The following is a 26871-nucleotide window of genomic DNA, read 5'->3' on the forward strand; positions in this document are numbered from 1 at the left end:
CCGACGTGAGGGCGCGGGGCTACTCCTCGACCGGGTAGCGCTCCAGCCGCTGCACGAGCGACTCACCCGGGTGAGGCGTCAGGCGGTCTACCCGCAGCGCGGCGGCGTCGACCTGCTGGGCGAGATGGCTGATGTCCACCCGCCCGGCCGCACCGGCGAGGCTGATCTGCCCCTCCTCCAGAGCCGAGACGTGCAGCAGCGTGAGGACCTGCTCGTCGTCGACCACGTCGTCGGCGAGGAACACCACGCCGGGCTGACCCAGCTCCAACCGGCTCCGGCCCTCCTCGACCGCGGGGACCAGCTCTCCCTCGCCCTGGACGTAGGCCGGGTACTCGTAGAACGTCGAGCGCTGGCCCTCGCCCAGGGAGGTGATGGCGTCCGCAGCCGTCCAGATCACCTCGTCGACCTCCACCGTGACGTCCCGACCGACCTCGGGCGCCCCACCAGAGTCTCTGGGCTCCTCAGACCTCGGCGTCACGACCAGCACCTGGGACGCCCATCGGGCGATCTCGTCCTGGCTGTCGAGGTGGGCGATCGTGGTCCCTGACCCGACGACGACCAGCGTGGCTGCCGCCGATGCACCGGTGCTCGGAGTCGTGACCGGGGGGTCGGCTCCTCCCGCCGGAGGCGCACCCGGCCAGCAGCGCGCATCCGAGCGCGAGCAGCATCGCTCCGGCGCGGCACCGGGCGTGGTCGACCTCGCGCCGGATCACGGGCGAGCACCACTGCGTCGATCCGGCCATGTGCCTGCGACGCCTTCGGTCCGACCCGGGTTCCGCCGGAGCGGTGCGCCTCCCCCACTAGGCTGGAGCCGATGAGCCCTTCGGAGCACGACGAGCACGAGAAGGCGTCCCTCGTGGTCGGGGTGGCGCTTCCGGTCCCCGAGCCCTGGGGCAGCCACCTGCAGCGGCTGCGCATCGGCTACGGCGAGGAGCGCGCGGCCGCCATCCCGACGCACATCACCCTGCTGCCCCCGACCCCGTGCAGCGCGCCCGAGCTGGAGGCCCTGGAGGCCCACCTGCTCTCGGTGGCTCGGGACCACGCCGCCTTCGAGGTCATGCTGCGCGGGACGGGCACCTTCCGGCCGGTGTCGGAGGTGGTCTTCGTGCAGGTGGCCAAGGGGGTCGCCGACTGCGAGCGACTCGAGCGGGCCGTGCGGCGCGGGCCGCTGCAGCGCACGCTGGACTTCCCCTACCACCCTCACGTCACGCTCGCCCACGACCTGCCGCTGGCCGCCCTGGACCGCGCCTTCCGCGACCTCGGCGCCTTCAGCTGCACCTACCCCGCGGACGCCTTCCGGCTCTACGTCCACGACGGGGACGGCGTCTGGCGCACCCGCGCGGACTACCCGCTCACCGGGTGAGGATCAGCGGCGCGGGAGCTTGAAGACCTGCCCGGGGAAGATGAGGTCGGGTCGCTCGATCCCGTTGAGCCGCACCATCTCGTCGAGGTCCACGCCGCGCTCCTGGGCGATTCCGGACAGCGTCTGACCTGGCTGGACGGTGACCGTGGCATGACGCGGCTCCTCGGCCGGCACCGGCTCGGTCGTCCCCGATGCCGGCGACGCCGTCGAGGTGGGACGGCTGTCCTGCTGCCCGCCCGCTCGCGCCTCGCGGACGCCGTCGATCGCGCCCTTGATCCGGTCGAACAGTCCCATGTCTGGCTCCTCCACGTGCGGGCACTCGGGGCCGGACCGCCATGGCCGGGCACTGGCCCGGACGATGACGCGGCACCGGCTCGCTGGCACGCTAGCCCAGGGTCCGGACCGGGGGCCACTCGACCGTGGTGACGCTCGTCCAGGGTGCTAGCGTCGAGCGCGTCAGCGCACCGCAGTCCCGCCTCGAAAGAAGGTCCCTCTCGTGAACACCCCCGTCAAGGTCGCGGTCACCGGCGCGGCCGGCCAGATCGGCTACAGCCTGCTCTTCCGCATCGCCTCCGGCGAGCTGCTCGGCAAGGACACCCCGGTCGAGCTGCGGCTGCTGGAGATCACGCCCGCGCTCGGGGCGCTCGAGGGCGTCGTCATGGAGCTCGACGACTGCGCTTTCCCGCTGCTCGCGGGGGTCGAGACCGGGGACGACGCCGACGTCGTCTTCGACGGCGTCAACGTGGCTCTGCTCGTCGGCGCGCGCCCACGCACCAAGGGGATGGAGCGCGGCGACCTGCTCGAGGCCAACGGCGCGATCTTCACCGCGCAGGGCAAGGCGCTCAACGACCACGCGGCCGACGACGTGCGGATCACCGTCACCGGCAACCCGGCCAACACCAACGCGCTCATCGCGATGAGCAACGCCCCCGACATCCCGGCCGAGCGGTTCTCCGCGCTCACCCGGCTGGACCACAACCGCGCGATCGCCCAGCTCGCGGCCAAGGTCGGCGCCCCCGTCACCGACGTCTCGCACATGACGATCTGGGGCAACCACAGCGCGACGCAGTACCCCGACCTCTTCCACGCCCAGGTCGGCGGTCGCAACGCCGCCGAGGCGGTGGGCGACCAGCAGTGGATCGAGGACACCTTCATCCCCACCGTCGCCAAGCGTGGCGCGGCCATCATTGAGGCGCGCGGCTCCTCCTCGGCCGCCTCCGCCGCGTCGGCGACGATCGACCACGCCCGCGACTGGCTGCGCGGCTCCCCCGAGGGCGACTGGGTCTCGATGGCGGTCCGCTCCGACGGGTCCTACGGCGTCGAGGAGGGCATCATGAGCTCCTTCCCGGTGACCACCCGCGACGGCTCCTACGAGATCGTCCAGGGCCTGGACATCGACGACTTCTCCCGGGGCCGGATCGACGCCTCCGTCGCCGAGCTGGTCGAGGAGAAGGCCGCGGTCACCGAGCTCGGCCTCATCTGAGCGAACGCGCGGGCGGCCTCGGCGGTATGCCGGGGCCGCCCGTCCGGTTCAGACGATGCGCAGCGTCGAGGCGAGCACCGCGACCGCGGCGCCGAGCAGCAGGAGGGTCGCGACGTCGACCCACCGCCCCCGGACCGCCAGACCGCCGGCGCGGGCGGTGGGAAGCCCCGCGCGGAGCAGCGCGAGCACACCCAGGGTGGCGCCCAGGGCATACCCGTAGGCGCGCAGGTTCGAGGACAGCAGGAGCAGGGCCGCCACCAGCAGGCCGAGCAGGCTCAGCCACCACACCCCGAGCACCGGTCCGGACGGGTCGACGCCGCCGGGTAGCTCGTCGGGATCCTCCGCGGCGGGCGTCATCCGGCCGACGAAGAGCCCGACGCGGACCGCTCCGCCGCCTCGACGACGTTGGTCAGCAGCATCGCCCGCGTCATCGGTCCCACCCCACCGGGGTTGGGGGTCAGCCACCCGGCGACCTCGGCGACGCCCGGGTGGATGTCCCCGGCGATCTTGCCGTCGCGCCGCGCCACCCCCACGTCGAGCACGGCCGCACCGGGCTTGACCATGTCGGGGGTGATCATGTCCGGCACACCGGCCGCCGAGACGACGATGTCGGCCCGACGGGTGTGCGCGGCCAGGTCGCGGGTGCCGGTGTGGCACAACGTCACCGTGGCGTTCTCGCTGCGCCGGGTGAGGATGAGCCCCAGCGGGCGCCCCACCGTGAGACCGCGCCCCACGACGACGACCTCCGCTCCGGCGATCGGGACGTCGTAGCGACGCAGCAGCTCGACGCACCCGACCGGCGTGCACGGCAGCGGTGCGGGCTCGTTCATGACCAGGGCACCGAGGTTGGTCGGGTGCAGCCCGTCGACGTCCTTGGCCGGGTCGACCCGGGAGAGGATGGCGAACTCGTCCAGCCCGGTCGGCTGCTGCACCAGGAAGGCGGTGACGGCGGGGTCGTCGTTGAGCTCGTCGACCACGGCCAGCACCTCCTCGAGGCTGGACCCCGCGGGCAGCTCCCGGCGCACCGAGGTGACCCCGATCTGCGCGCAGTCCTTGTGCTTGGCGCCGACATACCACCGGCTGGCCGGGTCGTCCCCGACGAGGACGGTCGCCAGCCCCGGCACCACGCCGCGCTCGGCCAGGGCCTCCACCCGGCTCCGCAGCTCGTCCTGGATCGTCGCGTGCACGGCCTTGCCGTCGAGCATCGTGGCGGTCATGGGGGCAGTCTAGGGCGGCGGTCCCGGGCGATCGGACCGACAGGCGGCCTCACTCCCAGTCGACGTCGCCGCCCGGCTCGAAGCTGAGGTCGACCAGCAGCTCGGTGGCGATCCGCTCGAGACCGGCCCGCAGACCCGGCAGATCCGCCTCCGGCGGCACCCGGAGCCGCGCGCGCGCGGCGAAGAGGTCCCCGCCGGCCTGCGGGGTCGGGACCACCTTGGTCTGCAGGTCCTCCACCGACACCCGGTGCTCGGCCAGGGCCGCGGTGATCTCCTTGACGATGCCCGGCCGGTCGTTGCCGACGAGGTCGAGGTGCAGCAGGCCAGCGTCCTCAGCCTGCTCCGGCTGAGGGCGGGCGGTGTGCACCGTCGTGTCGAGCACCCCGGTGAGCCCGGCGAGGGCGTCCGCCAGAGCCTGCGCCGACGCCTCCGCGACGTCGACGGTGGCGATGCCGGCGAACTTCCCGGCCAGCTCCGCGAGCTGGCTGCGCTCCCAGCTGCCGCCGTGCTCCGCGATGACGTCGGCCAGCGCGCTGACCAGGCCCGGACGGTCGTCGCCGACAACGGTGATCACGAGGGTCGCCATGACGCCTACCCTACCGGCGACCTGCCCTTCCTCGTCGCCGCGGCACCCGGGACCCGCCGTCGCGACAGGGCCGCCCAGACCGCACCCAGGACCGCCAGCAGCACGCCGGTCACCACCCGTGGGCCCAGCACGTGGTCCGCGGCAGGGTGGAGCGCGTCGATCAGGATGCCCGTGGCGAGCTGGGTGGTCACCGCCACCAGGGCGAAGACCAGGACCGGCAGGTGCTGCACGGCGAAGGCCGCCGCGGCGATGTAGCCGATCCCGATCACGCCGCCGGTCCAGACCCACCACGGCAGACCCGACCCGGCGGCACGCAGCGGCGCGTCCTGCGTGGCCGCCACCACCCCGCCCAGCGCGAGCAGCATGAGCGTCCCGGTGAGGAAGTTGACCCATGCGGTGGCCAGCGTGGCACCGCCGACGACGGTCAGGACACCGTTGAACCCCTGCTGCACCGAGGTCAGGGCGCCGACGAGCGCGACCACGAGCAGGGGCAGCACGACGGCGGGGCCCGCTGCCGCGCCGTCTGCGCCGTCGGGTCCGCGTGGGGCGGTCGCGGCGACCGCCACCCCCAGGACGGCGAGCCCGGCCGCCAGCACCCTGCCCCGCCGCAGCCGCTGCGCCGGGCGCGGGCCCAGACCGAGCCGGTCCACGAGCAGAGCCCCGGCCGACTGCCCGCCGACCAGCGCCACGAGGAAGGCGGTCACGCCCACCAGCGGGACGGCATACGTCTGCCCCGCGACGAGCAGCGCCCCCGCCGTGCCACCGAGCACCTGCCACCACCGCAACCGGCCGGACCGCACGGCCGCCCAGACCCTCGCCGCGCTCCGCCGCAGCGTCGGCACGGCGAGCATCAGGGTGAGCAGCACCAGCCCGCTGCCGAAGGAGATCGTGGCGGCCGGGAGCCCGCCCAGCTGCTGCGCGAGGGTGCCGTTGACCCGCGACTGGAGGGCGAGCGCGGCCCCGCAGGTGGCGGCGGCCACGAGGGCGGGGGCGATCCGCTCGGGAGCCCCCGCCGAGGCGGAGGCCTCAGTGGGCAAAGTGGCGGGTCCCGGTGAAGTACATCGTCACCCCGGCGGCCTGCGCCGCGGCGACGACCTCCTCGTCCCGGATCGACCCACCGGGCGCGACGACGGCCCGGACCCCCGCGTCGAGCAGCACCTGGAGGCCGTCCGCGAAGGGGAAGAAGGCATCGGAGGCAGCGACCGAGCCGGCGGCGCGCTCATCCGCCCGGCTCACCGCGAGGTGGCAGGAGTCCACCCGGTTGACCTGACCCATACCGACCCCGACGGAGGCCCCGTCGTCGGCCAGCAGGATGGCGTTGGACTTCGTGGCGCGCACCGCCCGCCAGGCGAACTGCAGGTCCGCCAGGGTGGCGTCGTCGGCAGGCTCGCCCGCGACCAGCCGCCATCGCGAGGCGTCGTCGCCGCCGTCCTCGACCTCGGCGTCGACGGCGTCCACGGCCTGCACGAGCAACCCGCCGGAGATGCTGCGCGTCTCGATGCCGCCCGAGGACGGCGAGGGGACCCGGAGCAGCCGCAGGTTCTTCTTGGCGGCGAGCACCTCCAGGGCTGCCGGCTCGAAGTCGGGGGCGACGACCACCTCGGTGAAGACCTCGGCGACCTGGCGCGCCATCGCCTCGGTCACGGACAGGTTGGTCGCGACGATCCCGCCGAACGCCGAGACCGGGTCGCAGGCGTGTGCCTTCGCATGGGCGTCGCCGATGTCGCTCCCGACCGCGATGCCGCACGGGTTGGCGTGCTTGATGATCGCGACCGTGGGCAGGTCGCCGTGGTCGTGGGCCGCGCGGCGGGCGGCGTCGGCGTCGACGTAGTTGTTGAAGGACATCTCCTTGCCGCCCAGCTGCTCGGCCTGCGCCAGCCCCGGGACGGTCGCGTGTCCGTCGGTGTAGAGCGCCGCGCGCTGGTGCGGGTTCTCGCCGTAACGCAGCACCGCCGCCCGGTCCCAGGTCGCGCCCATCCAGGCGGGGAAGCCGGTGCCCGAGCTGGTGTCGATCAGCACGTTGCCCATCCACGAGGCGACGGCCACGTCATACGTCGCGGTGTGCACGAAGGCGTCGGCCGCGAGCCGCTGACGCTGCTCCAGCGTGAAGCCGCCGGCGGTGATCGCGTCAAGCACCTGCGGGTATGCCGAAGGGCTGGTCACGACGGCCACGCTGCGGTGGTTCTTGGCCGCGGCGCGCACCATGGACGGGCCGCCGATGTCGATCTGCTCGACGCACTCCTGCGCGGTGGCACCGGAGGCGACGGTGTCCGCGAAGGGGTAGAGGTTGCACACCACGAGGTCGAAGCCCTCGACGCCGAGGTCGGCGAGCTGGTCGACGTGCTCGGGGTTGGTCGTGTCCGCGAGCAGCCCGGCGTGCACGCGGGGGTGCAGCGTCTTGACGCGGCCGTCGAGGCACTCGGGGAAGCCGGTGAGCTCCTCGACGGGGTGACGGGCAGCCCGAGCCCTTCGATCCGGGCGGCCGAGCCGCCGGTGGAGACGAGGGCGACACCCTGGTCGTGCAGAGCGTTCACGAGCTCGTCGAGCCCGCTCTTGTCGAAGACGGACACCAGCGCCCGGCGGACCGGGCGGCGCTCGTCGGTAGTGGTCGTGGTGGACGACGTCATGGGATCGCTCCTCGGGGGTTCGACGGATCTGCCTGCCGTCAGTCGACGGGTGCGGGCACCCAGGCGGGCGATGCCCACGATCGTCACTTCCCGGTGGTTGCCCACCCGCGCCAGTCGTGTGCGGCCAGTCTAGCCAGCCGCGGTGGTCGGCGAACCGCCCGCGACGACGGGCAGCTCGTGCACGAGCATCTCTCGCTCGACCACCTTGATCCGCTCGTGCAGGGACTCCTCGGTGTCGTCGGGGAGCACCTCGACCGCGCGCTGGGCCAGGATCGGTCCGGTGTCGACCCCGGCGTCGACGAGGTGCAGCGTCGCGCCGCTCACCCGGACCCCGTGCGCGAGCGCGTCGCGCACCGCGTGCGCGCCGGGGAAGCTCGGCAGCAGGGCCGGGTGGGTGTTGACGACCCGGTGCGTGGCCAGGACCTGCGGACCCAGGATCTTCATGAAGCCGGCGCTGAGCACCAGGTGCGGGCGATGCTGCGCGAGCCGGTCGGCCAGCGCGGCGTCCCAGGCGTCGCGGTCCGGGTGGTCGGCCACCCGCTCGACGAAGGTCGGTATGCCCCTGGCGCGGGCCCGCGCCAACCCCTCGATGTCCTCCCGGTCGGCGCCGACGGCGACGACGGTGACGGCATACCCCGGGTCGGCGCACGCGTCGAGGACCGCCTGGAGCAAGGTGCCCGAGCCGGAGACGAGGACGACGACGCGTGCCTGGCGCGAGGAGATGGTCACCGTGCCAGCGTAGGGGCCGTCGGGGATGAGGCGACCGAGGGAGGTGCTGCCGACCTTCCGTGACGTCCAGGGACAAGACAGTGCTGTCGAACCTTGGGGCTGCCTCAGGGTGTCCAGGACCGTCGGCTCATGCCTCTGGTATCTTCGCGCACTTGGACCATCGGGCGGTCTGGCGAGTCCGTTGGTCCGGTGCCCACCTGGGTGATTCCGTGATCGGGGAGGGAAGGGTCCCGCGTGGGTAGTGCGGAAGAAGTAATAAGCGTGAAGTTGGTGGCTCAGCAGGATGAGGTTGAATCGGCTGCTTTCGGTGCGTTGCGCGAGTGGGTCGCTGAGGTGCTCGGGCGCCCGGTCTACGGGCTGATCAGTTCTGGGGTGGGGAAGGGGCTGCGCGCGCAGATGTCGCCCGGTCATACGGCGCAGGGAGCTCGAGCGTCTCAGTTGCTCCTTGGGATTGTGGTGCGTGGAAACTTTGGTCCTGATGGGCCAGCAGGGGAACGCGAATATGTGGTCGAGACGGTTCCCGAGGTGTTTCGGACTGTGACACAGATAGGTATCAAGACTGTCCGCGCCGGCGCGACCGGCCTGACGCTGCACATCTCGCTGGTGCCCCGGGTCGACTCTGATGGACTCCATCCTTCTCTGGAGTGGTGGCGGGAGCGTACGGCCCGGTTGCAGGCCGACATACAGGGGCTGGGTCACTGATCTCGGTGCGGGGCGAGACCGGGCGTGATCGGTGCTTTGACCCGCGCAACGTGGGCGCTTGACATTCGCACACATGTTCGATTAGACTGAGGGCCAGGAGCAACGCTTCATCTGAGGGGTGAGGGCATGGCGGTCACGGCGATCGAACCGGAGGGGCGCGCGGAGGGCGCCGCGCTCGATGCCCTGGGTGTCGTGGCGGCGACCCGGGCGGGACTGGACGCACGGCTGGTGGAGGCTGCCCGGTTGGTCGTCGCGGTGACCGGTGCTGCCGTCCTGGCTCAGAAGGACTTCACCTCGGCGGACGAGCTGACCGAGGGCCAGCGCACGAAGTGGCGGGCGGAGACCAAGCGGGCCGCCTGCGCCGAGGTGCAGGCACGCCTCGGCATGGGCGTCACCGAGGCGCGGCACCTGGTGGGGATGGCCTGCGCACCGGACGGGGTGCGCACCGCGGTGCTCGGTGCGTTGGACCGTGCGGAGGTGACGTGGGACATGGTGCGATCCTTCTGGCGTCGCTGCGGCTCGCTCCAGGTCGACGACGCACTCCTGGTCGCCGAAGGCCTCTTCGGGTGTGACCCTCATGTCGTCGTGGCCGAGCGGCTGACGCCGGAGGGTGACCTGCGCGAGCGTCCCTGGCACGAGGCGGACTACGCGGCGGCGCTCGCGCGGGAGGCCGCCCGGGCCGAGGGCGTCGACGTGGCGGCCGAGCGGGAGCGCCGGAGCAAGGCCTACCAGGCCCGCCGGGCGACGATCACCGTGCACGACGACGGCACGGCGACGCTGGAGACGACCGGCCCCGCGCTCTCGCTCATCGCCGCGCACAGCAGGGTCGAGCGGGCCGCTCGCCTGCTGCGCAAACAGGGTGATCCGCGCACCCTGGACCAGCTGCGCTCCGACGTGCTGATGGCGCTCGTCGTCCACGGACAGCTCCCGGTGCCGCAGGACGAGCCCGGCGGAGGCTACCCCCGCCCGCAGTCATCAGGCAGGGGTGCCCCGACCTGGGCGGGCCAGACGAGTCCGGTGGGAGCGACCCGCGCTCGCAGCCGTCAGGCAGGGTGACCCGACCCCGGGCGGGCCAGACGAGTCCGGTGGGAGCAACCCCGGCTCCGGTCCCTCGTCCAGGGACGAGGTGGCCGGATCTCCCGACGGGTGGGCGGACCTGCTGACACCCGACCTCGAGGGCATCGCGCGGGTCGTGAGCGGTATGCCGACCGTCGAGCTGCAGGTGGTCGTCCCCTGGGACGCGCTCGCCGGCAGGCCTGCCTGCACACCTGCGCCCCAACGGTGAAACAGGGACCGAGGGACGTGAGCAGCGACCGGGCAGACACGTGCCATGGAGAGGACTCTGACCACCCCGACCGGCCCGGACCACCATGTCCCGCATCCGACAGACACGTGCGACGGGCAGGACTCTGCCTTCGCCGGCGCCGACGATCATGGCCCCGGCGGACGACAGGGGGTGGGATTGGTGCTCGGGCGGCATCCGGCCTACCTCTCGCCCGGGCAGATCCGGGAGCTGGCGCTGACGCCTGGCACCACCCTGGCCCGACTGCTGACCGACCCGGCCGACGGGCGGCTGATCGAGCGGTCCATCGCCGCATACCGGCCCGACGCGGCCATGCGCCGACAGGTCCTCGCCGCCGACGTGTTCTCCCGGGCACCGGGCACGCGCCAACCGGGCGCCGTGTGCGAGCTGGACCACGTCACACCCTGGGCTCCGGAGGGGCCCGGCGGACCGACGTCAGAGACCAACCTCGTCGCGCTCGCCAAGTCGCCACACCAGCTCAAGACGCTCGGGAGGGCGCTCGCCCAGATCAACGACCTGCGCGACCTCACCTGGACCACGCTGCTCGGCCAGCGCGAGACCACCCGGGTGCACGACTACCGACAGCACGGCGCCGGCCCGGGCCGTGTCTCGACTGCATCCCGCACCGGCCAGCCGGGCGACGAGGGTGCCGATCGGTGGGCGACGGGACAGACCGCACCGGAGGGGACTGCCGCACCTGACCTGGCCGCTGCGCTCGACCGGACCGCACCGCTGGACGCTGCCCGCGGTGACGAGCACCCGGCGCAGCGGCAGGACCTGCACGCACGGCGCGACCTGCTGAACCGCGCCGTCTACGCCGCTCTCGCGCACCGCGGCCCGGGTGCCTTCCTCACCGACGCCGACGACCACCCCGGGACCGGCGAGCACGGCGGCCCGCTGTCCGGCTGGATGTGGGTCACCCGCACCCAGTCCGGTCGCCGCCGGGACGGCGCAGCGCCCGACACCCCGACGACAGAGGCTGTCCTCGGCCTGGACGGGACAGACACAGCGCATCCGACGTCGGGAGCCGACCAGGGCGTCCGCGCCGAGGACCGGCGCGGACCCGGTCGGCCCGCCGCGGACCGCGCGACCGGCGCGACCGGATGGCGCACCTCACCCGGAAAGCCCCCACCCTTCTGATCAGAGGCGGCGACGGCTCAGGTGGAGCACGGTCAGCACCAGCAGGCCGCCCGCGACCAGCTCGGCCAGCAACAGGCCGGACGTGCGCCACGCCTCGACACCGATCGTGCCGAGCAGCCCGGGCGTGAGGCCACCCGTCGCCAGCCAGGACAGGACGAGGACCACCAGGGCCACCGCGGTGCACGAGGCGAGCATGATCTGCGCCTTGGTCCACCAGGTCGCCAGCCGCGAGGCCGAGCCGGCCGCGCGGTAGCCCAGCCATCCCCCGGCGACCAGCGGCACCAGCGCCATGGCCCAGATCCCCGGCGGCATGGCCCCGGGCTCGGGCAGCGCACCGAGGACCGGGAGCACCGGCAGGTCGCCGGCGGTCGTCTCGCCCCAGCCGACGTGCACCGTGCCCACGGTGACCCCCGACCCGGTGGTCCACCCCAGCGCCCACACCATGAGGTTGGGCAGGGCGAGCAGCTGGCCCACCGTGAGCACGACGGTGCCGACCAGCCCGGCGTCGAGCGAGCCGTAGAGGGTGAGGATGCGCTCGCCCCGCAGCAGGAGCAGGCCGAGCACGAGCAGGAAGGAGACGGCGACCAGCCCGACGAGGACCTCCACGACGGGCGGCAGTGCGCGGCGCACGAGCACCGGGGTGCGTGCCTCGAGGAAGGCGAGACCGGCGTCCACCACCGGATGCTCCTCGCGCCGGTGCTCCCCCCACCAGACGAGACCGAGGGCCACGAGCGGCACGAGCACGACGCCGGGCACCAGGGTGGCCAGGCGCACCGGCGCGAGCCCGAAGCTGGCGGTGTGCGCCACGATCAGCCCCGCGACGACATAGCCCACGACGAAGGCCGTGCCGTCGGACCCGCCCAGCGCGCTCCACGCCGTGCGCCACCCCCCGATCCGGGGCACACGGGCGGTGAGGTGGTGCCGGCTGAGGACGACCTGGCGCGCGGCATACCAGCAGAGCGCGAGGAAGAGCGCCGTGAGGAGCAGCGGGGCGATCACGACCTCGGCGGCGGGCGTGCGCACCGCGGCGCGATGCGCGAGCGCCCACACGTCGACCCCCACGCCGACCGTCTGCCAGAAGCTCGCGGTGCCCCGTTGCTCGACCACCCACGCCAGGACCGTCGGGAGCACGACGACGAGCACGCCCAGCAGGACGCACACGACCCCGGCCACCCCTGCCCCGAGCAGCTCCCCGAGGCGCCGGACGGTCAACGTCGGACCGCGCCCCGGGATCTCCTCCCGCGACGCGGCACCCTCGGATCGCCCGCCACTCCTGGCCCGCTCCACCACAGTCATCGCCTCCATGGTCACGGACGGGGCGCGGAGCCACGGGGAGGCGCGCCGACCGGACAGCCTTGCGCCTGCCCCCGCCATGACAGAACACCCCTTGCGTCCGGTCGGTGCCGGACCCAAGGGGTGTTCGTTCGAGCAGGTGCGTCAGCCCAGGCCGGCGATGATCTCCTTCATCAGCTCGGCGGTCTCGGAGGGCGTCTTGCCGACCTTGACCCCGGCGGCCTCGAGGGCCTCCTTCTTGGCCTCGGCGGTGCCGCTGGAGCCGGAGACGATCGCGCCGGCGTGGCCCATCGTCTTGCCCTCGGGCGCGGTGAAGCCGGCGACGTAGCCGACGACCGGCTTGGTGACGTTGTCCTTGATGTAGGCCGCGGCCCGCTCCTCGGCGTCGCCGCCGATCTCACCGATCATGACGATCGCCTCGGTGTCGGGGTCGTCCTGGAAGGCCTGCAGGCAGTCGATGTGGGTGGTCCCGATGATCGGGTCACCGCCGATACCCACCGCGGTGGTGAAGCCGATCTCCTTGAGCTCGTACATCATCTGGTAGGTCAGCGTGCCCGACTTCGACACCAGGCCGATGCGGCCGGGCCCGGTGATGTCGGCGGGGATGATGCCGGCGTTGGACTGTTCCGGGCTGATGAGCCCCGGGCAGTTGGGGCCGATGATCCGGGTGCCGCCCTGCGCCTGGGCGTAGGCGAAGAACTCCGCGGTGTCCTGCACCGGCACGCCCTCGGTGATCACGACGGCCAGCGGCATACCGGCGTCGACCGCCTCGATCACGGCCGCCTTGGTGAAGGCCGGCGGCACGAAGAGCACGGAGACGTTCGCGCCGGTCGCCTCCATCGCCTCGGACACCGAGCCGAAGACCGGCACCTGCACGCCGTCCTCGAAGTCCACGGTCTGCCCGGCCTTGCGCGGGTTGACCCCGCCCACGACGCGGGTGCCCGAGCGCAGCATCCGCTGCGTGTGCTTCATGCCCTCGGAGCCGGTCATGCCCTGCACGATGACGGCGGAGTCGTTGTTCAGAAAGATCGCCATGGTGGTCTCTTCTTCTTCCTTCGTATGTCGTTGTCGCAGGTCAGCCGGCGGCCAGCTCGGCGGCCTTGCGGGCGGCGCCGTCCATGGTCTCCTCGATGGTGACCAGCGGGTGGGCGGCCTCGGCGAGGATGGCGCGGCCCTCCTCGACGTTGTTGCCGTCGAGCCGGACCACGAGCGGCTTGGTGGCGTCGTCACCGAGGATCTCCAAGGCCTTGACGATGCCGTTGGCCACCGCGTCGCAGGCGGTGATCCCGCCGAAGACGTTGACGAAGACCGACTTCACCTGCTCGTCGCCGAGGATGACGTCGAGCCCGTTGCTCATGACCTCCGCGGAGGCACCGCCGCCGATGTCGAGGAAGTTGGCCGGCTTCGCCGTGCCACCGGTGTGGTCCTCGCCGGCGTACGCCACGACGTCGAGGGTCGACATGACCAGACCGGCGCCGTTGCCGATGATGCCGACGTTGCCGTCGAGCTTGACGTAGTTGAGGCCCAGTCCCTTGGCCTTGTTCTCCAGCGGGTCGGCGGAGGCGGCGTCCTCGAGGGCGGCGTGGTCCTCGTGCCGGAAGTCGGCGTTGCCGTCGAGGGTGACCTTGCCGTCCAGCGCCAGGATCGTGCCGTCCTCGGTCTTGACGAGGGGGTTCACCTCGACGAGCGTGGCGTCCTCGTTCTTGTAGACGTCCCACAGCCGGATGAGGACCGGGGCGATCGCGTCGACGTCACCGGTGTCGAAGCCGGCCTGCTCGGCGATCTCGCGGGCCTTCGCGTCGTCGATGCCGGTGTTGGCATCGACCGCGACCCGGGCCAGGGCCTCGGGGCGCTCCTCGGCGAGCGTCTCGATGTCCATGCCGCCCTCCTTGCTGCACATGGCGAGCAGCGAGCGGTTGGTGCGGTCGAGCAGCAGGGAGAAGTAGTACTCCTCGGCGATCTTGGCGCCCTGGGCGATCATCACCGCGCCCACGGTGTGGCCCTTGATGTCCATGCCGAGAATCTGCTCGGCGGCCTCGACGGCCTCCTCGGGGCTCTTGGCGAGCTTGACGCCGCCGGCCTTGCCCCGGCCGCCGACCTTGACCTGCGCCTTGACGACCACGACGCCGCCGCTGTCGGCGCCGACCCGCTCGGCCGCGGGGCCCGCCTCGGACGCCTCGGTCACGACCTCGGCCGCGAGCACGGGCACGCCGTGCTTCTCGAACAGGTCACGTGCCTGGTACTCGAACAGATCCACAGTTGGGCTTCCCGTCTGTCGATGGTGGTTCCGGTATGCCGGTGCTCACCGCTCGACCGCGCCCTGGGCGCCGTCGGCGGCACTGCGTCGCACACTATCGCAGCGGCCGAAAGAGGCCCGCGCCAGCATCGAGCGGATCCCGTGCGTGGTGGGCGAACATCCTGGGTCCGTCAGAGCTTGACCAGCGGCGCCACCCGCAGCAGCAGCCGCTTGAGCCCGGCGTCGCCGAAGTCGACATGGGCCATCGTGTGGTTGCCGGTGCCCTCGACGAGCACCACGGTGCCCATGCCGAAGCTGTCGTGCGACACCTTGTCCCCGGCGGCCAGCCCGGCCAGCTCGGCCTCCTGCTCCTGCGTGCGATCCCGCTTCGGCGCGCTCCCCCGGGGGTCGAGCCGCACGGCGGCCGGTCGCCCGCCGCCGGACCAGCCGGACCCGCCGCGCGAGCCCCCGGCATACCCTCCGGACCAGCCGATCCCCTCGGCCGCGGAGCGCCGCCCGGTCATGCTCATCCGGTCGGCGTCGGTGCGCTCCCAGGTCACCAGATCCTCGGGGATCTCGTCGAGGAAGCGCGAGGCGGGGAACCACTGCGGTGCGCCGAAGGCCGACCGGCTGCCCGCGCGAGACAGGTGCAGCTGCTCGCGCGCGCGGGTGATGCCGACGTAGGCCAGCCGCCGCTCCTCCTCCAGCTCGTCCGGGTCGTCCAGACTCCGCTGGTGCGGAAAGGTGCCGTCCTCCAGCCCGGTGAGGAAGACGACCGGGAACTCCAGGCCCTTGGCCGTGTGCAGGGTCATGAGCGTCACGACGCCCTGGTCGACCCCCTCGGCGGCCCCGTCCTCGCCCTCCGGGATCTCGTCGGCGTCCGCCACGAGCGAGACCTGCTCGAGGAAGTCCACGAGACCGCCCTCCGGGTAGTTGTCGTCGAACTCGCGGGCCACGGTGACCAGCTCGGTGAGGTTCTCCACCCGGGTCTCGTCCTGCGGGTCGTGGCTCGCCCGCAGCTCGGCGAGGTATCCGGTGCGGTCCAGGATCGCCTCCAGCAGCGACCCGATCCCCGAGTCCTCCTGCCCGGCGAGGTCGCCCAGCTCCTCCAGCAGCGCGGTGAAGCCGCCGATCGCCGCGACCGAGCGCGACGCGATGCCCGGCGCGTCGCCGGCGCGGCCCAGCGCCGCGACGAAGGGTATGCGCTCGCGCTCCGCGAGCATCGTCACCGCCGCGACCGCACGGTCGCCGATCCCCCGCTTGGGGGTGTTGAGGATGCGCCGCAGGTTGACGTCGTCGGCCGGGTTGGCGATGACGCGCAGGTAGGCGAGCGCGTCCTTGATCTCGCGCCGCTCGTAGAACCGGGTGCCGCCGACCACCTTGTAGGGCAGCCCGGTGCGGACGAGCACCTCCTCCAGGGCACGGGACTGGGCGTTGGTGCGGTAGAAGACGGCCACGTCCCCGGGCCGCACCCCCCGCTCGTCGGCCAGCTCGTCGATCCGGCGGGCGACGAAGGAGGCCTCGTCGTGCTCGGAGTCCGCGACGTAGCCGACGATGCGCTGGCCCTCCCCCGCGTCGGTCCACAGCCGCTTCTCCCGTCGCTTGGGGTTGCGGGCGATGACCGCGTTGGCGGCGGTCAGGATCGTCGACGTCGAGCGGTAGTTCTGCTCCAGCAGGATGGTCCGGGCCTGCGGGTAGTCCTCCTCGAACTCGACGATGTTGCGGATCGTCGCGCCCCGGAAGGCGTAGATCGACTGGTCCGCGTCACCGACGACGCACAGCTCGGCGGGAGGCAGCGCGCGGCTGCCCCCGTCGACGATGTCGCCCTCGAAGCCCACCAGCTCGCGCACCAGGGCGTACTGCGCGTGGTTGGTGTCCTGGTACTCGTCCACCATGACGTGCCGGAACCGGCGCCGGTAGTGCTCGCGCACGGCGGGGAAGGCCCGCAGCAGGTGCACCGTGGTGGAGATGATGTCGTCGAAGTCCAGCGCGTTGGCCGCCCGCAGCCGCCGCTGGTACATCGTGTAGGCCTCCGCCACCTTGGCCTCGTAGCTGTTGCTGCCGACGGCCGCGGCGAAGGCCTCGTCGTCGATCAGCTCGTTCTTGGCGTTCGACACCTTGGCGAGGAAGGCCCGTGCCGGGTAGCGCTTCGGGTCGAGATCGAGGTCACGGATGACCAGGCCCATCAGCCGTTGGCTGTCGGCGGCGTCGTAGATGGAGAAGGAGCTCTTGAGCCCCGCCGTGGTCGCCTCGCGCCGCAGGATCCGCACGCACGCGGAGTGGAAGGTCGAGACCCACATCGCCTTGGCCCGCGGCCCGACCAGCTGCTCGACCCGCTCGCGCATCTCGGCGGCGGCCTTGTTGGTGAAGGTGATCGCCAGGATCTGCCCCGGGTGGACGTGCCGCTCGGCGAGCAGGTAGGCGATCCGATGCGTCAGCACCCGGGTCTTGCCCGACCCGGCCCCGGCGACGATGAGCAGCGGGCTGCCGTGGTGCGTCACCGCCTCGCGCTGCGGCTCGTTGAGCCCGGCGAGCAGCTCGGCCACCGAGGGGCCCTGCCCCCGACCGGGGCCCGACCTCCGCGCACCGGGCCCGTCCTCCCCGGCGTCGGCTGGGTCCTTCCCGGCGACGGCCCAGGCCGGCACCCCACGCTCGTCCACCCCACCAGGCCCACCGTCGCCCGGGTCGGCGTGGCCGCTCGCCGCGCGCGCGCTCATGGACGGCACGGGGGCGTCGAAGGGAAGGTGGTCGAACAAGCCGCTCATCGCCTCCCATAGTAGGCAGCCCGGGCGACATGCCCGGTCCGGTCCTCCACAGCCCGCGGCATACGCTGGTGGCGTGACCCCACCCCTCCCGACCGCCGTCGTGACCGGCGGCGCGGCGACCACCCCGAGCTCGGCCTACCTCGACCCGCCCACCCTCATGCTCCTGCTCGGCGGCCTCGCCATCGCCGTCGCCTGCCTGGTCGCCGGTCTCAACGGACGGCCACCGGGCCGGGTCACGGTGGGCCTGAGCTGGCTCCTGCAGGCCGGTGTCGTGGCCTACTGCGCCACCTACGCCGGGCGGCAGCTCGGCGGAGCCTCGCCGGTCGGACCGTCGTGGGAGCTGTGGGCCTATCTCGTCACGATCCTGCTGCTGCCCGCGCTGGCGCTGGTCTGGGCGGGTCAGGAGCCGACGCGGTGGAGCACCTTCGTGCTGGCGGTCGCGGCCTTCGTGGTCGCGGTCATGGGTGCCCGGACGGCGCAGATCTGGTACGGCGTCGGGATGGTCCCGTGAGGCGCCCGACGGCACATCCCGGTGACCGCCGGCACGGACCCGGCCGGGTCATCCTCGCGCTCTACCTCGTCTTCGTCATCGGCACCGTCTCGCGGTCCGCCGCGCAGATCAGCACTCGCTTCGAGGAGGCACCCCTGGCCTACGCCCTCTCCGCGATCGCGGCCGTGGTGTATGTCGTCGCGCTCGTCTCGCTGTCGCTGCGCGGCCGCGCCGCGTGGTGGGTCAGCCTGGTGGCGCTGTCGGTCGAGCTGGTCGGTGTGCTGGTCGTCGGCACGTGGAGCTACCTCGCGCCGCAGATGTTCCCGGACGCGACGGTGTGGAGCCACTTCGGCCAGGGCTACCTCTTCATCCCGCTGGTCCTGCCGATCGCCGGGCTGTGGTGGCTGCTCTCGGACCGGGGCGCCCGCGCCGTGTCGGCCGGGGACGCCCACACCGGTCCTGCCACCATGGGCCGGGTGGACGAGGGGACGGGGAGCGTGAGCGGTGCGGACGGCGCACCGGCGCTGCGTCGCCTGACCTGGCGCGACGGGCTCAGCTCGCTCCTGGGGATCGTCGTGGCGACGCTGCTCATCGCCTACGGCCTGCCGCAGTTCCTGGACACCTCGTGGTCGCAGATCGGGACCCAGCTGGGCCGGGTGCGTCCGGGGACCGCCCTGGTCATGGGGCTGCTGCTCCTCGCGGGGCTGTTCAGCTACACCTGGGTGCTCAGCGGGTCGCTCCCGGGGCTGGGCCACGTGCAGGCGCTCAAGGCCAACGCGGTCTCGGCCACCGCCGCCAACCTGCTGCCGCTGGGCGGGGCCGTGGGCATCGCCCTCATGGCCGCGATGTTCCGCTCATGGGGTTTCGCCCTGCGGGCGATCTCCACGAGCCTCCTCGTGACCGGGCTGTGGAACGTCCTGGCCCGCATCGCCCTGCCGGTCGTGGGCGCCCTGGTCCTCGTCGCCGGACCGGTCGACGCCCCCGAGGTCGTCGTCCGCGGTGCCTGGGTGGCCGCGGTCCTCGGGGCGCTGCTCGTGGTCGTGGCCGGGGTGTGGGTGCTGTCGGACACGGTGGCCGACCGACTCGCGGCAGGGGTGCGTCGTCTGCTGGGGATGGTCGGCCGGACCACCGTGCGGGGCCAGGCGCCGGACCGGCTGCTCACCGACCAGCGTCACCGGGTGGCCCACGTGGTCCGCACCGGTGGGCTCCCGATGGCCCTGGGGATGACCGGCCAGTTCGTGCTGCTCTTCGGGCTGTACTGGTTCGCCGCGCGGGTCGTCGGGCTCGACCTCCCGCTCGCCGAGCTGATCTGCGCCTACACCTTCCGCCAGCTCCTCACGGTCGTGGCGGTCACCCCCGGCGGCCTGGGCGTCACCGAGGTGGGCACCGCCGGGATGCTGGTCCTGCTCGGCGGGGACTCGGGAGCGGCGTCGGCGACGGCCCTGCTGTATGCCATCTACGCGCACGTCGTCGTGGTGCCCTTCGGCGTGGCCGCCCTCGTCGCGTGGTGGCTCGGCCCGAGCCGCGCCCTCGCTCCCGGCTCCGCTCAGGAGCCGAGCAACCTGCGCACCTGAGCCTCGTGCGCCCGGGTGGCGACGGTGTCGTCGATCTCCCCGGGCGACCACTGGCCGGTGGCGCGCCGGGCGGCGATCTCCAGCAGCCCGTCGGCCAGGGCCGGGTTGGCCGGCAGGATCGGTCCGTGCAGGTAGGACGCGACGACGTTGCTGGTGCGGGCGCCCTCGTGCCCGTCCGAGCCGTTGTTGCCCTTGCCGTGCCGCACCCGGCCGAAGGGCCTTTGCCCCTCCCCGAGGACGGTCGAGCCGGAGTGGTTCTCGTAGCCCACGACCGACCCGAAGTCGGTGTCCAGCACGACCGGGCCGATCATCCGAGTGGCGTTGCCGCGGGTGGTGACGTCCAGGATCCCCAGGCCGGGCAGGCGCTGGCCCTCCACCGTGATGAAGGCCTCGCCGAAGAGCTGGTACATCCCGCAGATCATGAGCATCGGCAGCCCGTCGGCCGCGAGCTCGCGGAGCCGCCCGGCGTGCCGCTCGAGGTCCTCGGTGACCCGCACCTGGCCGCTGTCCTGCCCGCCCCCGCCCAGCAGCAGGTCGACCCGCTGCGGCCACGGGGCACCCGGGTGGTGGTCGTGCACGACGGGCCGGTAGCCGTGCCAGCGCAGCCGGGCCGCGAGGCACCGGGTGTTGCCCAGGTCGCCGTAGATGCTCATCTCGCGCGGGTAGAGATGGACGAGGTGGACCTCGCCCTTGTCCGCGGGCACCTGCGCCAGGGCGGCGACGTCGTCGGGCAGGGCGTCCTCGGGTCGCTCACCGGTCCTCTCGCTCATGCGTCCGGGTCCTCTCCGAAGCGGGCCAGCCCGAAGCGCTCGGCCAGCCGTCGCCGCAGGTGCATCATGGCGGTGTAGGTGCAGAAGATGCGCATCGGCTCCCCGGCCGCCTCCCGCAGGAAACGGTCCAGCGCGACGTCGAGGTCGGGCTCGACGTCGCCCACGTCCACGCCGTCGTAGCGCAGCCGCAGGGCCATGTCCCAGCCGCGCACCCCGGAGGTCAGCGCCACGCCGCGATCCCGCAGCGACTCGAAGGAGACGTCGTAGAGCCAGGAGACGTCACGCCCGTCAGCGTAGTTGTCGTTGATCGCCACCATCGTCGCGACCGGTTCGGCGCCATAGGTCCCCAGCGCGACGGTGAAGCCGGCCGGGTTCTTGACCAGGACGAGCTCCAGCGGGCTCCCGCCGGCGTCGACGACCTCGCCCCGGCCGAAGGGCGGCGCGACCCGCGCCAGCGCCGCGCCAGCGTCGGTGGCGCGGAAGTCCTCCCCCAGCAGGTGGCGCGCCATGGCCGTCGCGGCCGTGGCGTTGATCATGGCGGCGAGCCCGCGTTGGCGCAGCCGCACCGGCCCGACGTCCTGCCCGCCCGGGAACCTCACCGTGAAGTCCTGCCCGCCCTCGGCGGGCAGCAGCAGCGCCGCGCGAGACCGCTCCTCCTCGTCGAGCACCGCCCCGCCCTCGTCCTCGGGGCGGACGTCGGCCTCCTGCAGCTCGGGCAGCCGGTCGGCCATGCTCGGGTCCACGCCGAACCACCCGACCGCCACCCCGGTCGCGACACGGCTGCGGATGCGGGAGATGAAGGAGTCGTCGGCGTTGAGCACGACACCCTCGGTCGTCTGCTCCGCCAGGGTGGTGAGCAGGCGCGCCGTGTGGTCGATCTCCGCGAACCGGTCGAGCTGGTCGCGGGCCACGTTGAGCAGCAACGCGTGCGTCGGCGGCACCTGCGCGCTGAAGTGCAGCGCGTGCGCCTCGTCCAGCTCGACCACGGCCACGTCCGCCGCGAGCCGGCCCCGCAGCCCGACCTCGCCGAGCATCGAGGAGATGACCCCCCGGGTGAAGTTGGAGCCGGTGGGATTGGTGAAGACGCGCAGCCCGTGCGCCCGCAGCAGCGCCACCAGCATCTTGGTCGTCGTCGTCTTGCCGTTGGTCCCGCTCACCACGACCACGCCGCGTGGCAACGAGCCGAGGGTATGCCGGAGCACGGCCGGGTCGATCCGCTCGGTCACCAGCCCGGGCAGGGCGGATCCGCCACCGCGCAACCGGGACAGCAGCCGCGCCCCCTTGCCGGCAGCGAGCGCGAGGGTCGTCCTCACTCCCATTCGATCGTCCCCGGAGGCTTGCTGGTCACGTCGAGGGTGACCCGGTTGACCTCCTCGACCTCGTTGGTGATCCGCGAGGAGATGCGCGCCAGGACCTCGTAGGGCAGCCGGGTCCAGTCCGCGGTCATCGCGTCCTCGGAGGAGACCGGGCGCAGCACGACCGGGTGGCCGTAGGTCCGCCCGTCCCCCTGCACGCCGACGGAGCGGACGTCCGCGAGCAGCACGACGGGGCACTGCCAGATGTCCCGGTCCAGCCCGGCGGCGGTGAGCTCCTCCCGGGCGATCGCGTCCGCGCGGCGCAGGACGGCCAGCCGGTCGGCGGTCACCTCGCCGATGATGCGGATGCCCAGGCCCGGGCCGGGGAAGGGCTGGCGCCAGACGATGCCCTCGGGCACGCCGATCTCGAGCCCCACCTGCCGCACCTCGTCCTTGAAGAGGGTGCGCAGCGGCTCGACGAGCTGGAACTGCAGGTCCTCGGGCAGACCACCCACGTTGTGGTGGCTCTTGATGTTGGCCGCCCCGCTGCCGCCGCCGGACTCCACGACGTCGGGGTAGAGGGTGCCCTGCACCAGCCAGCGGACCGGGTGGTCCCCATGGTCGCCGCCGCCCCCGTCCGACGGGCCTCCGTCCGAGGCGTGCGCGCGCACGACGTCGCGGGCCGCCTGCTCGAAGACCCGGATGAACTCGCGGCCGATGATCTTGCGCTTCTCCTCCGGGTCGGTCACCCCGGCCAGGGCGGCCAGGAAGCGCTCCCGGGCGTCGACGACGACGAGGTCGACCCCCGTCGCCTGCACGAAGTCGGTCTCGACCTGCTCGGCCTCACCCTCTCGCAGGAGTCCGTGGTCGACGAAGACGCAGGTCAGCTGGTCCCCGACGGCGCGCTGCACCAGGGCGGCCGCGACCGAGGAGTCGACGCCACCGGAGAGCCCGCAGATGACCCGGTCCTGACCGATCTGGGCCCGCGCCTGCTCGACCAGGCTCTCGGCGACGTTCTCGCTCGTCCACGACGGGGTGATCCCGGCTCCCGTGGTGAGGAAGTTGACGAGCACCTCCTGGCCGTGGGCGGAGTGGAGGACCTCGGGGTGCCACTGGACGCCGTAGAGCCGGCGCTCGTCGTCCTCGAAGGCGGCCACCGGCGCGCCGGGGGTGCGTGCGGACACGGCGCAGCCCTCGGGGGCCTGGGTCACGGCGTCGCCGTGCGACATCCAGACGACCTGCTGCTCGGGCTGCCCGGCGAAGAGCGTGCTCGGCGGACCGGTCACCGTCGCGTCGGTCTGGCCGTACTCCCGGCTCCCGGTGCGTTCGACCGTCCCGCCGAGGGCCCGCACCATCGCCTGGAAGCCGTAGCAGATGCCGAGCACCGGCACCCCCGCGGTGACGACGGCCTCCTCCAGCCCGGGTGCGCCGTCGGCATACACCGAGGCGGGCCCACCGGAGAGGATGATGGCCGCCGGGTCCTTGGCGAGCATCTCCGCGGCGGGCATCGTGTGGGGGACGATCTCGCTGTAGCAGTCCGCCTCGCGGACCCTGCGGGCGATGAGCTGGGCATACTGCGCGCCGAAGTCGACGACCAGCACGGTGTCGCGGCGCACGTCGAGCGAGGGGGCCGAGGTCACGGCGTCACCCTACCGGCGCCCGCACCGGCCTCCGCGATCCGGGCCGCGGCGTCGCCGGCGACGCGGTGCTCCACCAGAAGGAGAGGAAGGGCACGCACCCGGCGAGCATGACGCCCACCATCCTGCCCAGCCCCCAGCGCAGCTCGAAGCCCAGCAGGGCGGTCGCGAACGAGGTAGACCATGTAGAACCAGCCGTGCGGGAGGGCCACCACGCCAGGAGGTCGTTGTCGAAGCCGTAGCGCAGCACCATGTGGGCGACGAGCAGCAGCAGCCCGACCCCGACCACGAAGGCCATGACACGGAAGAACAGCAACTTGGCGCGGGGGGTCATCGTCGGGTCTCCTCGGTGACGGGTGCTGGTGCGGAGTGCGGCAGCGACGGAGGCTGCCTCGGTTTCCGGCCACGCCGGGCGGCGTCGTGCAAGAACCGGAGGTACATGAAGATCGCGAAGGCGGCGAAGACGAACCACTGCAGCCCGTAGCGACGTTGCGCCACACGATGCCGTCCTCGCCGAAGACCGGCGGCGGCACCCGTTGCACGGCGGGGTCGGTGAGCGCGGGCTGCTCCTCCACCATGAAGATGAAGGCGTCGTAGATGGGGGCGTCCCAGTCGTGGCCAGATCGGCGGTGTCGATGGAGCCGCGCTGTCCCGCGGGCAGGCCGAGGGCCCGGGCGACTCCCCGGCGCCAGCGTGCCGGTCAGGGACACGGTGACGCTGTCGTCGGGCGTGCCGGCATCCTCGGGCGAGGTCACGAAGCCGCGGACCACCGGGAGCAGCGCCTCCTCCGTCCCCGCGTCGGTCCGCACCGGGGTCACCACCCAGTAGCCGCGCTCCCCCTCCAGCAGCCGGTCCGGGACGAGGAACTGCCGGCCGGGGTCGTAGCGGCCCTCCACCGCGACGGGGCGGCCGGCCCCTCGGCAGGGAAGGTCGACCGGGGGGCGATGAGCTGCTCGACGGGCACCGTGGGGCGGCTCGCCTGCTCCTGCGAGGACTCGCGCGAGGCCGTGCTCGTGCTCACCCCGAGCTGCCACATCCCGAGCTGGTAGAAGGAGATGACCACGACCACGAGCAGCGCCAGCAGGGCCAGCCAGGCGGGCTTGAGCGCGGTGCGGATCACCGCTCCAGGGTAGGTGCTGCGGCTGGGCGTCAGAGCAGGGTGCTCTGGTCGTCGAAGACGTAGATCGACCCGCCGTAGCAGGCCACCCACACCGTGTTGGTGACCGGGTCGTAGTCGATGCCGATGGGGTTGGCGTCGACCGGGGCGGAGTCGATGACCTCCATGTCGGAGGTACGGACCTTGGCGATGCTGGCCTCGTTGTAGTTGACCACGTAGAGCGCCGTCTCGTCCGGGCTGAGCGCGACGCTGCGCGGCTCCACGCCGGGCTCGACCTGGTCCACGATCTCATCGGTCGCGGTGTCGATCTTGTAGATCGCGTTGCCGCCGCTCGTCGTGAGGTAGAGCGTGCGCCCCTCGTCGGCGAGGTTGAGGTGACGCGGGCGGGGCGCGGTCTCCATGACGACCTCGGCCTCCCCCGAGGCGAGGTCGACCTTGTAGAGCTGGTCGGCATACATCGCGACGACGTAGGCGGTGGTGTTGTCCGGCATGACGACCACGCCGCGCGGCGCGGCGGCGAGCTCGACGACCCCCGTCTCCTCGCCGCGCTCGGTGTCGACGACGGACAGCGTGGCGTCGCACCAGTTGCTCACCAGCAGCGTCTTCTGGTCCGGGCTGAGGGTGAGGTACTTCGGCACCGCACCCACCTCGAAGACCTGGTCCCAGGCCATCTCCTCGGCGTCGAAGCGGTAGACGAAGGACGCGCCGACGCCGCTGTCGCGGGTGCAGGCGTCGAAACCCTCGACGCCGAAGTTCTCGCCGTACATCGTGTACTGCGAGACGTAGGCGTAGCGCCCGTCCGCGGTCCAGGCCGCCTCCACCGGGGATCCCTGGGACAGGCCGGGGTGGCCCTCGATGCCGTAGTCGGCGAGGTCCACCTCGTCGGAGAGCACCTCCACCTGCTCCCGGGTGGTGCTGTCGAAGACGGTGGAGGTATGGCTGTACATCATGTTGTTGGCGATCATCAGCCCGTGCCCGGAGGCCATGACCGACTTCGGGGTGAGCCCCCGGTGAGGTAGTCCACCTGCTCCAGGGCGGTCAGCTCGCTGGCGTGCTCGCCCGGGACCGGCTCGCGCTGCCACTCCCCGGGCTCCTGCGCGGCGGTCTCGGCGTCCTCCTGCGCGGAGTCGGCCTCCTGCCCGCCGTCACCCTCGCCCTCACCCTCCCCCTCGGCGTCGTCGTCGCCCGGCGCCTCGGCCTCGGTGGGGCCGGCCTGGCTCGGCGCCGCGCCCTCGCCTCCCGGATCGCCGTCCGCGCCGAGGACCCTGGTGAGCCCCCACCCGCCGACGAGGAGGAGGACGAGCAGCACGGCGAGCACGACCCGCCGGCGGCGCACGTGCTCGGGGGCGTGGCTGAGGCTCACCTCCGGAAGGCCCGCGCCGCGCTGCCGGGCCGCGGTGTCGCCGGGCTCACCGCTCGCCATAGGGCGCCACCACGACGTCGACTCGCTGGAACTCCTTGAGGTCGGTATACCCCGTCGTCGCCATCGCCCGGCGCAGGGCCCCGGTGAGGTTGGTCGTCCCGTCGGCCGTCCGCGCCGGCCCGACGAGGACCTCCTCCAACGTCCCGACCGAGCCGACGTGCACCTTCTCTCCGCGCGGCAGCTCGGGGTGGTGGGCCTCGCTGCCCCAGTGGTAGCCGGCGCCGGGCGCCTCCTGGGCCCGCGCGAGCGCCGCTCCGAGCATCACGGCGTCGGCGCCGCAGGCCACGGCCTTGACGATCTCGCCGGACTCGCTGGTGCCGCCGTCGGAGATGACGTGGACGTAGCGCCCACCGGACTCGTCGAGGTAGTCCCGCCGCGCGGCGGCGACGTCGGCGATCGCGGTGGCGGCGGGGGTGTGGATCCCCAGCGCCGTGCGGGTGCGGTGGGTGGATCCCCGCCGAACCCGACCAGCACCCCTGCCGCGCCGGTGCGCATCAGGTGCAGGGCCGCGGTGTAGGTGCCAGCGCCGCCGACGACGACCGGCACGTCGAGCTCGTAGATGAATCGCTTGAGGTTGAGCGGCTCGGCCTGGCTGGAGACGTGCTCGGCAGACACGGTCGTGCCGCGGATGACGAAGAGGTCGACACCGGCGTCCACGACCGCCTTCCAGAACTGCTGGGTCCGCTGCGGCGAGAGCGAGCCGGCCACGGTGACCCCCGACTCCCTGATCTGCCGCAGCCGCTCGGTGATGAGCTCGGGTCGGATGGGCGCGGCGTAGAGCTCGCGCATCCGTGAGGTGGCGTCCTCGCCCTCGAGCCGGGCGATCGCGCCGAGCGCGTCGGTGGGGTCCTCGTAGCGGGTCCACAGCCCCTCGAGGTCGAGCACACCCAGCCCCCCGAGCCGGCCGATCGCGATCGCCGTGTCCGGGGAGACCACCGAGTCCATCGGCGCCGCGAGGATGGGCAGCTCGAAGTGGTAGGCGTCGATCTGCCAGGTGATCGAGACGTCCTCGGGGTCCCGGGTGCGGCGGGACGGGACGACGGCGACGTCGTCGAAGGAGTAGGCCCGGCGGGCCCGTTTTCCGCGTCCGATCTCGATCTCAGTCACCGGCTCAGGCTACC

At 72.8% G+C, this 26871-nt stretch carries 26 protein-coding genes, 3 pseudogenes and 1 riboswitch; of the genes and pseudogenes, 8 read left to right on the forward strand and 21 right to left on the reverse strand.

What is annotated here, in order from left to right; translation table 11 throughout:
• Window positions 1-19: 19 nt before the first annotated feature.
• Window positions 20-478 carry a hypothetical protein gene (locus FU792_RS10940; protein WP_149814762.1) on the reverse strand — a complete coding sequence of 153 codons (459 nt, stop codon included), beginning with the start codon at window positions 476-478 and terminating at the stop codon, window positions 20-22.
• 336 nt (window positions 479-814) lie between these two features.
• Between FU792_RS10940 and FU792_RS10945 the strand changes: the two genes are divergently transcribed.
• The gene (locus tag FU792_RS10945; RefSeq protein ID WP_022924985.1) at window positions 815-1363 is read left to right on the forward strand and encodes a 2'-5' RNA ligase family protein; all 549 of its coding nucleotides are present in this window, start codon (window positions 815-817) and stop codon (window positions 1361-1363) included.
• Window positions 1364-1366: 3 nt separating this feature from the next.
• Here the strand turns inward: FU792_RS10945 and FU792_RS10950 are convergent, their stop codons facing one another.
• Entirely contained in the window at window positions 1367-1657 is a 291-nt protein-coding gene (locus FU792_RS10950; protein WP_022924986.1) for a LysM peptidoglycan-binding domain-containing protein, read from the reverse strand.
• 202 nt (window positions 1658-1859) lie between these two features.
• Between FU792_RS10950 and FU792_RS10955 the strand changes: the two genes are divergently transcribed.
• Window positions 1860-2846: a malate dehydrogenase gene (locus FU792_RS10955; protein ID WP_022924987.1), complete on the forward strand. Its 987-nt coding sequence runs from the start codon at window positions 1860-1862 to the stop codon at window positions 2844-2846.
• A 48-nt stretch (window positions 2847-2894) separates the two neighbouring features.
• On the opposite strand, the gene FU792_RS10960 is transcribed toward FU792_RS10955, so the two are convergent.
• The 6 genes and pseudogenes from FU792_RS10960 to purN all read right to left on the reverse strand — a co-directional run bounded on the left by FU792_RS10960 (window position 2895) and on the right by purN (window position 8005).
• The gene (locus FU792_RS10960) at window positions 2895-3203 is read right to left on the reverse strand and encodes a DUF3017 domain-containing protein (protein ID WP_052327825.1); all 309 of its coding nucleotides are present in this window, start codon (window positions 3201-3203) and stop codon (window positions 2895-2897) included.
• Entirely contained in the window at window positions 3200-4063 is an 864-nt protein-coding gene (locus FU792_RS10965; protein WP_022924988.1) for a bifunctional methylenetetrahydrofolate dehydrogenase/methenyltetrahydrofolate cyclohydrolase, read from the reverse strand. Before FU792_RS10965 ends, FU792_RS10960 begins: the two co-directional genes overlap by 4 nt.
• A gap of 49 nt (window positions 4064-4112) precedes the next feature.
• Complete coding sequence (locus FU792_RS10970; protein WP_022924989.1) at window positions 4113-4649, reverse strand: glycine cleavage system transcriptional repressor; 537 nt, start codon at window positions 4647-4649, stop codon at window positions 4113-4115.
• Between the two features lie 5 nt (window positions 4650-4654).
• Window positions 4655-5686, reverse strand: a complete 1032-nt coding sequence (locus tag FU792_RS10975; RefSeq protein ID WP_084485157.1) for a DMT family transporter — start codon at window positions 5684-5686, stop codon at window positions 4655-4657.
• Window positions 5676-7276, reverse strand: a pseudogene (gene purH, locus FU792_RS10980) (bifunctional phosphoribosylaminoimidazolecarboxamide formyltransferase/IMP cyclohydrolase). The gene FU792_RS10975 and the pseudogene purH overlap by 11 nt, the downstream one beginning before the upstream one ends.
• Before the next feature lie 50 nt (window positions 7277-7326).
• Window positions 7327-7404, reverse strand: a riboswitch (ZMP/ZTP riboswitch).
• A gap of 1 nt (window position 7405) precedes the next feature.
• Window positions 7406-8005 (reverse strand): phosphoribosylglycinamide formyltransferase, encoded by a 600-nt coding sequence (purN, locus tag FU792_RS10985; RefSeq protein WP_022924992.1) that lies wholly within the window; start codon window positions 8003-8005, stop codon window positions 7406-7408.
• A gap of 261 nt (window positions 8006-8266) precedes the next feature.
• On the opposite strand from purN, the gene FU792_RS17045 reads away from it, so the two are divergent.
• The 4 genes from FU792_RS17045 to FU792_RS10995 all read left to right on the forward strand — a co-directional run bounded on the left by FU792_RS17045 (window position 8267) and on the right by FU792_RS10995 (window position 11150).
• A complete protein-coding gene (locus FU792_RS17045; RefSeq protein WP_168714880.1) occupies window positions 8267-8707 on the forward strand; it encodes a hypothetical protein in 441 nt (146 codons plus the stop codon).
• A 126-nt stretch (window positions 8708-8833) separates the two neighbouring features.
• A complete protein-coding gene (locus FU792_RS10990; RefSeq protein WP_149814763.1) occupies window positions 8834-9763 on the forward strand; it encodes a hypothetical protein in 930 nt (309 codons plus the stop codon).
• A gap of 70 nt (window positions 9764-9833) precedes the next feature.
• The gene (locus FU792_RS16785) at window positions 9834-9992 is read left to right on the forward strand and encodes a hypothetical protein (protein WP_161600244.1); all 159 of its coding nucleotides are present in this window, start codon (window positions 9834-9836) and stop codon (window positions 9990-9992) included.
• Window positions 9993-10037: 45 nt separating this feature from the next.
• Window positions 10038-11150, forward strand: a complete 1113-nt coding sequence (locus FU792_RS10995) for an HNH endonuclease signature motif containing protein (RefSeq protein ID WP_161600245.1) — start codon at window positions 10038-10040, stop codon at window positions 11148-11150.
• Here FU792_RS10995 and FU792_RS11000 read toward each other — a convergent pair whose 3' ends face one another.
• The 4 genes from FU792_RS11000 to pcrA all read right to left on the reverse strand — a co-directional run bounded on the left by FU792_RS11000 (window position 11151) and on the right by pcrA (window position 17444).
• Window positions 11151-12446, reverse strand: coding sequence for a cell division protein PerM (locus tag FU792_RS11000; RefSeq protein ID WP_149814765.1), 1296 nt, complete (start codon window positions 12444-12446; stop codon window positions 11151-11153). It lies immediately after the preceding gene.
• Between the two features lie 141 nt (window positions 12447-12587).
• Window positions 12588-13478, reverse strand: a complete 891-nt coding sequence (sucD, locus tag FU792_RS11005; RefSeq protein WP_022924996.1) for a succinate--CoA ligase subunit alpha — start codon at window positions 13476-13478, stop codon at window positions 12588-12590.
• Between the two features lie 40 nt (window positions 13479-13518).
• On the reverse strand, window positions 13519-14700 hold the full coding sequence (gene sucC / locus FU792_RS11010; RefSeq protein WP_022924997.1) for an ADP-forming succinate--CoA ligase subunit beta: 1182 nt from the start codon (window positions 14698-14700) through the stop codon (window positions 13519-13521).
• A gap of 170 nt (window positions 14701-14870) precedes the next feature.
• Entirely contained in the window at window positions 14871-17444 is a 2574-nt protein-coding gene (pcrA, locus tag FU792_RS11015; RefSeq protein ID WP_022924998.1) for a DNA helicase PcrA, read from the reverse strand.
• Between the two features lie 73 nt (window positions 17445-17517).
• Here pcrA and FU792_RS11020 point away from each other — a divergent pair, with 73 nt between their 5' ends.
• Window positions 17518-17955 carry a hypothetical protein gene (locus tag FU792_RS11020; RefSeq protein WP_022924999.1) on the forward strand — a complete coding sequence of 146 codons (438 nt, stop codon included), beginning with the start codon at window positions 17518-17520 and terminating at the stop codon, window positions 17953-17955.
• On the forward strand, window positions 17952-19508 hold the full coding sequence (locus tag FU792_RS16790; protein WP_161600246.1) for a lysylphosphatidylglycerol synthase domain-containing protein: 1557 nt from the start codon (window positions 17952-17954) through the stop codon (window positions 19506-19508). Before FU792_RS11020 ends, FU792_RS16790 begins: the two co-directional genes overlap by 4 nt.
• Here the strand turns inward: FU792_RS16790 and FU792_RS11030 are convergent.
• The 9 genes and pseudogenes from FU792_RS11030 to FU792_RS11065 form a co-directional block, all read right to left on the reverse strand.
• Entirely contained in the window at window positions 19481-20278 is a 798-nt protein-coding gene (locus tag FU792_RS11030; protein ID WP_022925002.1) for a type 1 glutamine amidotransferase, read from the reverse strand. The two genes, FU792_RS16790 and FU792_RS11030, sit on opposite strands and share 28 nt — an antisense overlap.
• The gene (locus tag FU792_RS11035; protein WP_033418826.1) at window positions 20275-21597 is read right to left on the reverse strand and encodes a Mur ligase family protein; all 1323 of its coding nucleotides are present in this window, start codon (window positions 21595-21597) and stop codon (window positions 20275-20277) included. Before FU792_RS11035 ends, FU792_RS11030 begins: the two co-directional genes overlap by 4 nt.
• Window positions 21588-23213, reverse strand: coding sequence for a glutamine-hydrolyzing GMP synthase (guaA, locus tag FU792_RS11040; protein WP_022925004.1), 1626 nt, complete (start codon window positions 23211-23213; stop codon window positions 21588-21590). Before guaA ends, FU792_RS11035 begins: the two co-directional genes overlap by 10 nt.
• 4 nt (window positions 23214-23217) lie before the next feature.
• Complete coding sequence (locus FU792_RS11045) at window positions 23218-23544, reverse strand: DUF3817 domain-containing protein (RefSeq protein ID WP_238705972.1); 327 nt, start codon at window positions 23542-23544, stop codon at window positions 23218-23220.
• A gap of 385 nt (window positions 23545-23929) precedes the next feature.
• Window positions 23930-24106, reverse strand: a pseudogene (locus FU792_RS19255) (SURF1 family cytochrome oxidase biogenesis protein); the annotation flags it as partial.
• Window positions 24025-24330, reverse strand: a complete 306-nt coding sequence (locus FU792_RS17965) for a hypothetical protein (protein WP_238705973.1) — start codon at window positions 24328-24330, stop codon at window positions 24025-24027. The gene FU792_RS17965 and the pseudogene FU792_RS19255, both read right to left, overlap by 82 nt.
• A 29-nt stretch (window positions 24331-24359) precedes the next feature.
• Window positions 24360-25313: a YncE family protein gene (locus FU792_RS11055; protein WP_149814766.1), complete on the reverse strand. Its 954-nt coding sequence runs from the start codon at window positions 25311-25313 to the stop codon at window positions 24360-24362.
• Window positions 25292-25750 carry a hypothetical protein gene (locus tag FU792_RS11060; protein WP_149814767.1) on the reverse strand — a complete coding sequence of 153 codons (459 nt, stop codon included), beginning with the start codon at window positions 25748-25750 and terminating at the stop codon, window positions 25292-25294. The genes FU792_RS11055 and FU792_RS11060 overlap by 22 nt, the downstream gene beginning before the upstream one ends.
• Window positions 25737-26857: pseudogene (locus tag FU792_RS11065) on the reverse strand (GuaB3 family IMP dehydrogenase-related protein). The gene FU792_RS11060 and the pseudogene FU792_RS11065 overlap by 14 nt, the downstream one beginning before the upstream one ends.
• Window positions 26858-26871 lie beyond the last annotated feature (14 nt).

It is taken from the genome of Serinicoccus marinus DSM 15273 (genome assembly GCF_008386315.1).
GTDB classification, from domain to species: Bacteria; Actinomycetota; Actinomycetes; order Actinomycetales; family Dermatophilaceae; genus Ornithinicoccus; species Ornithinicoccus marinus.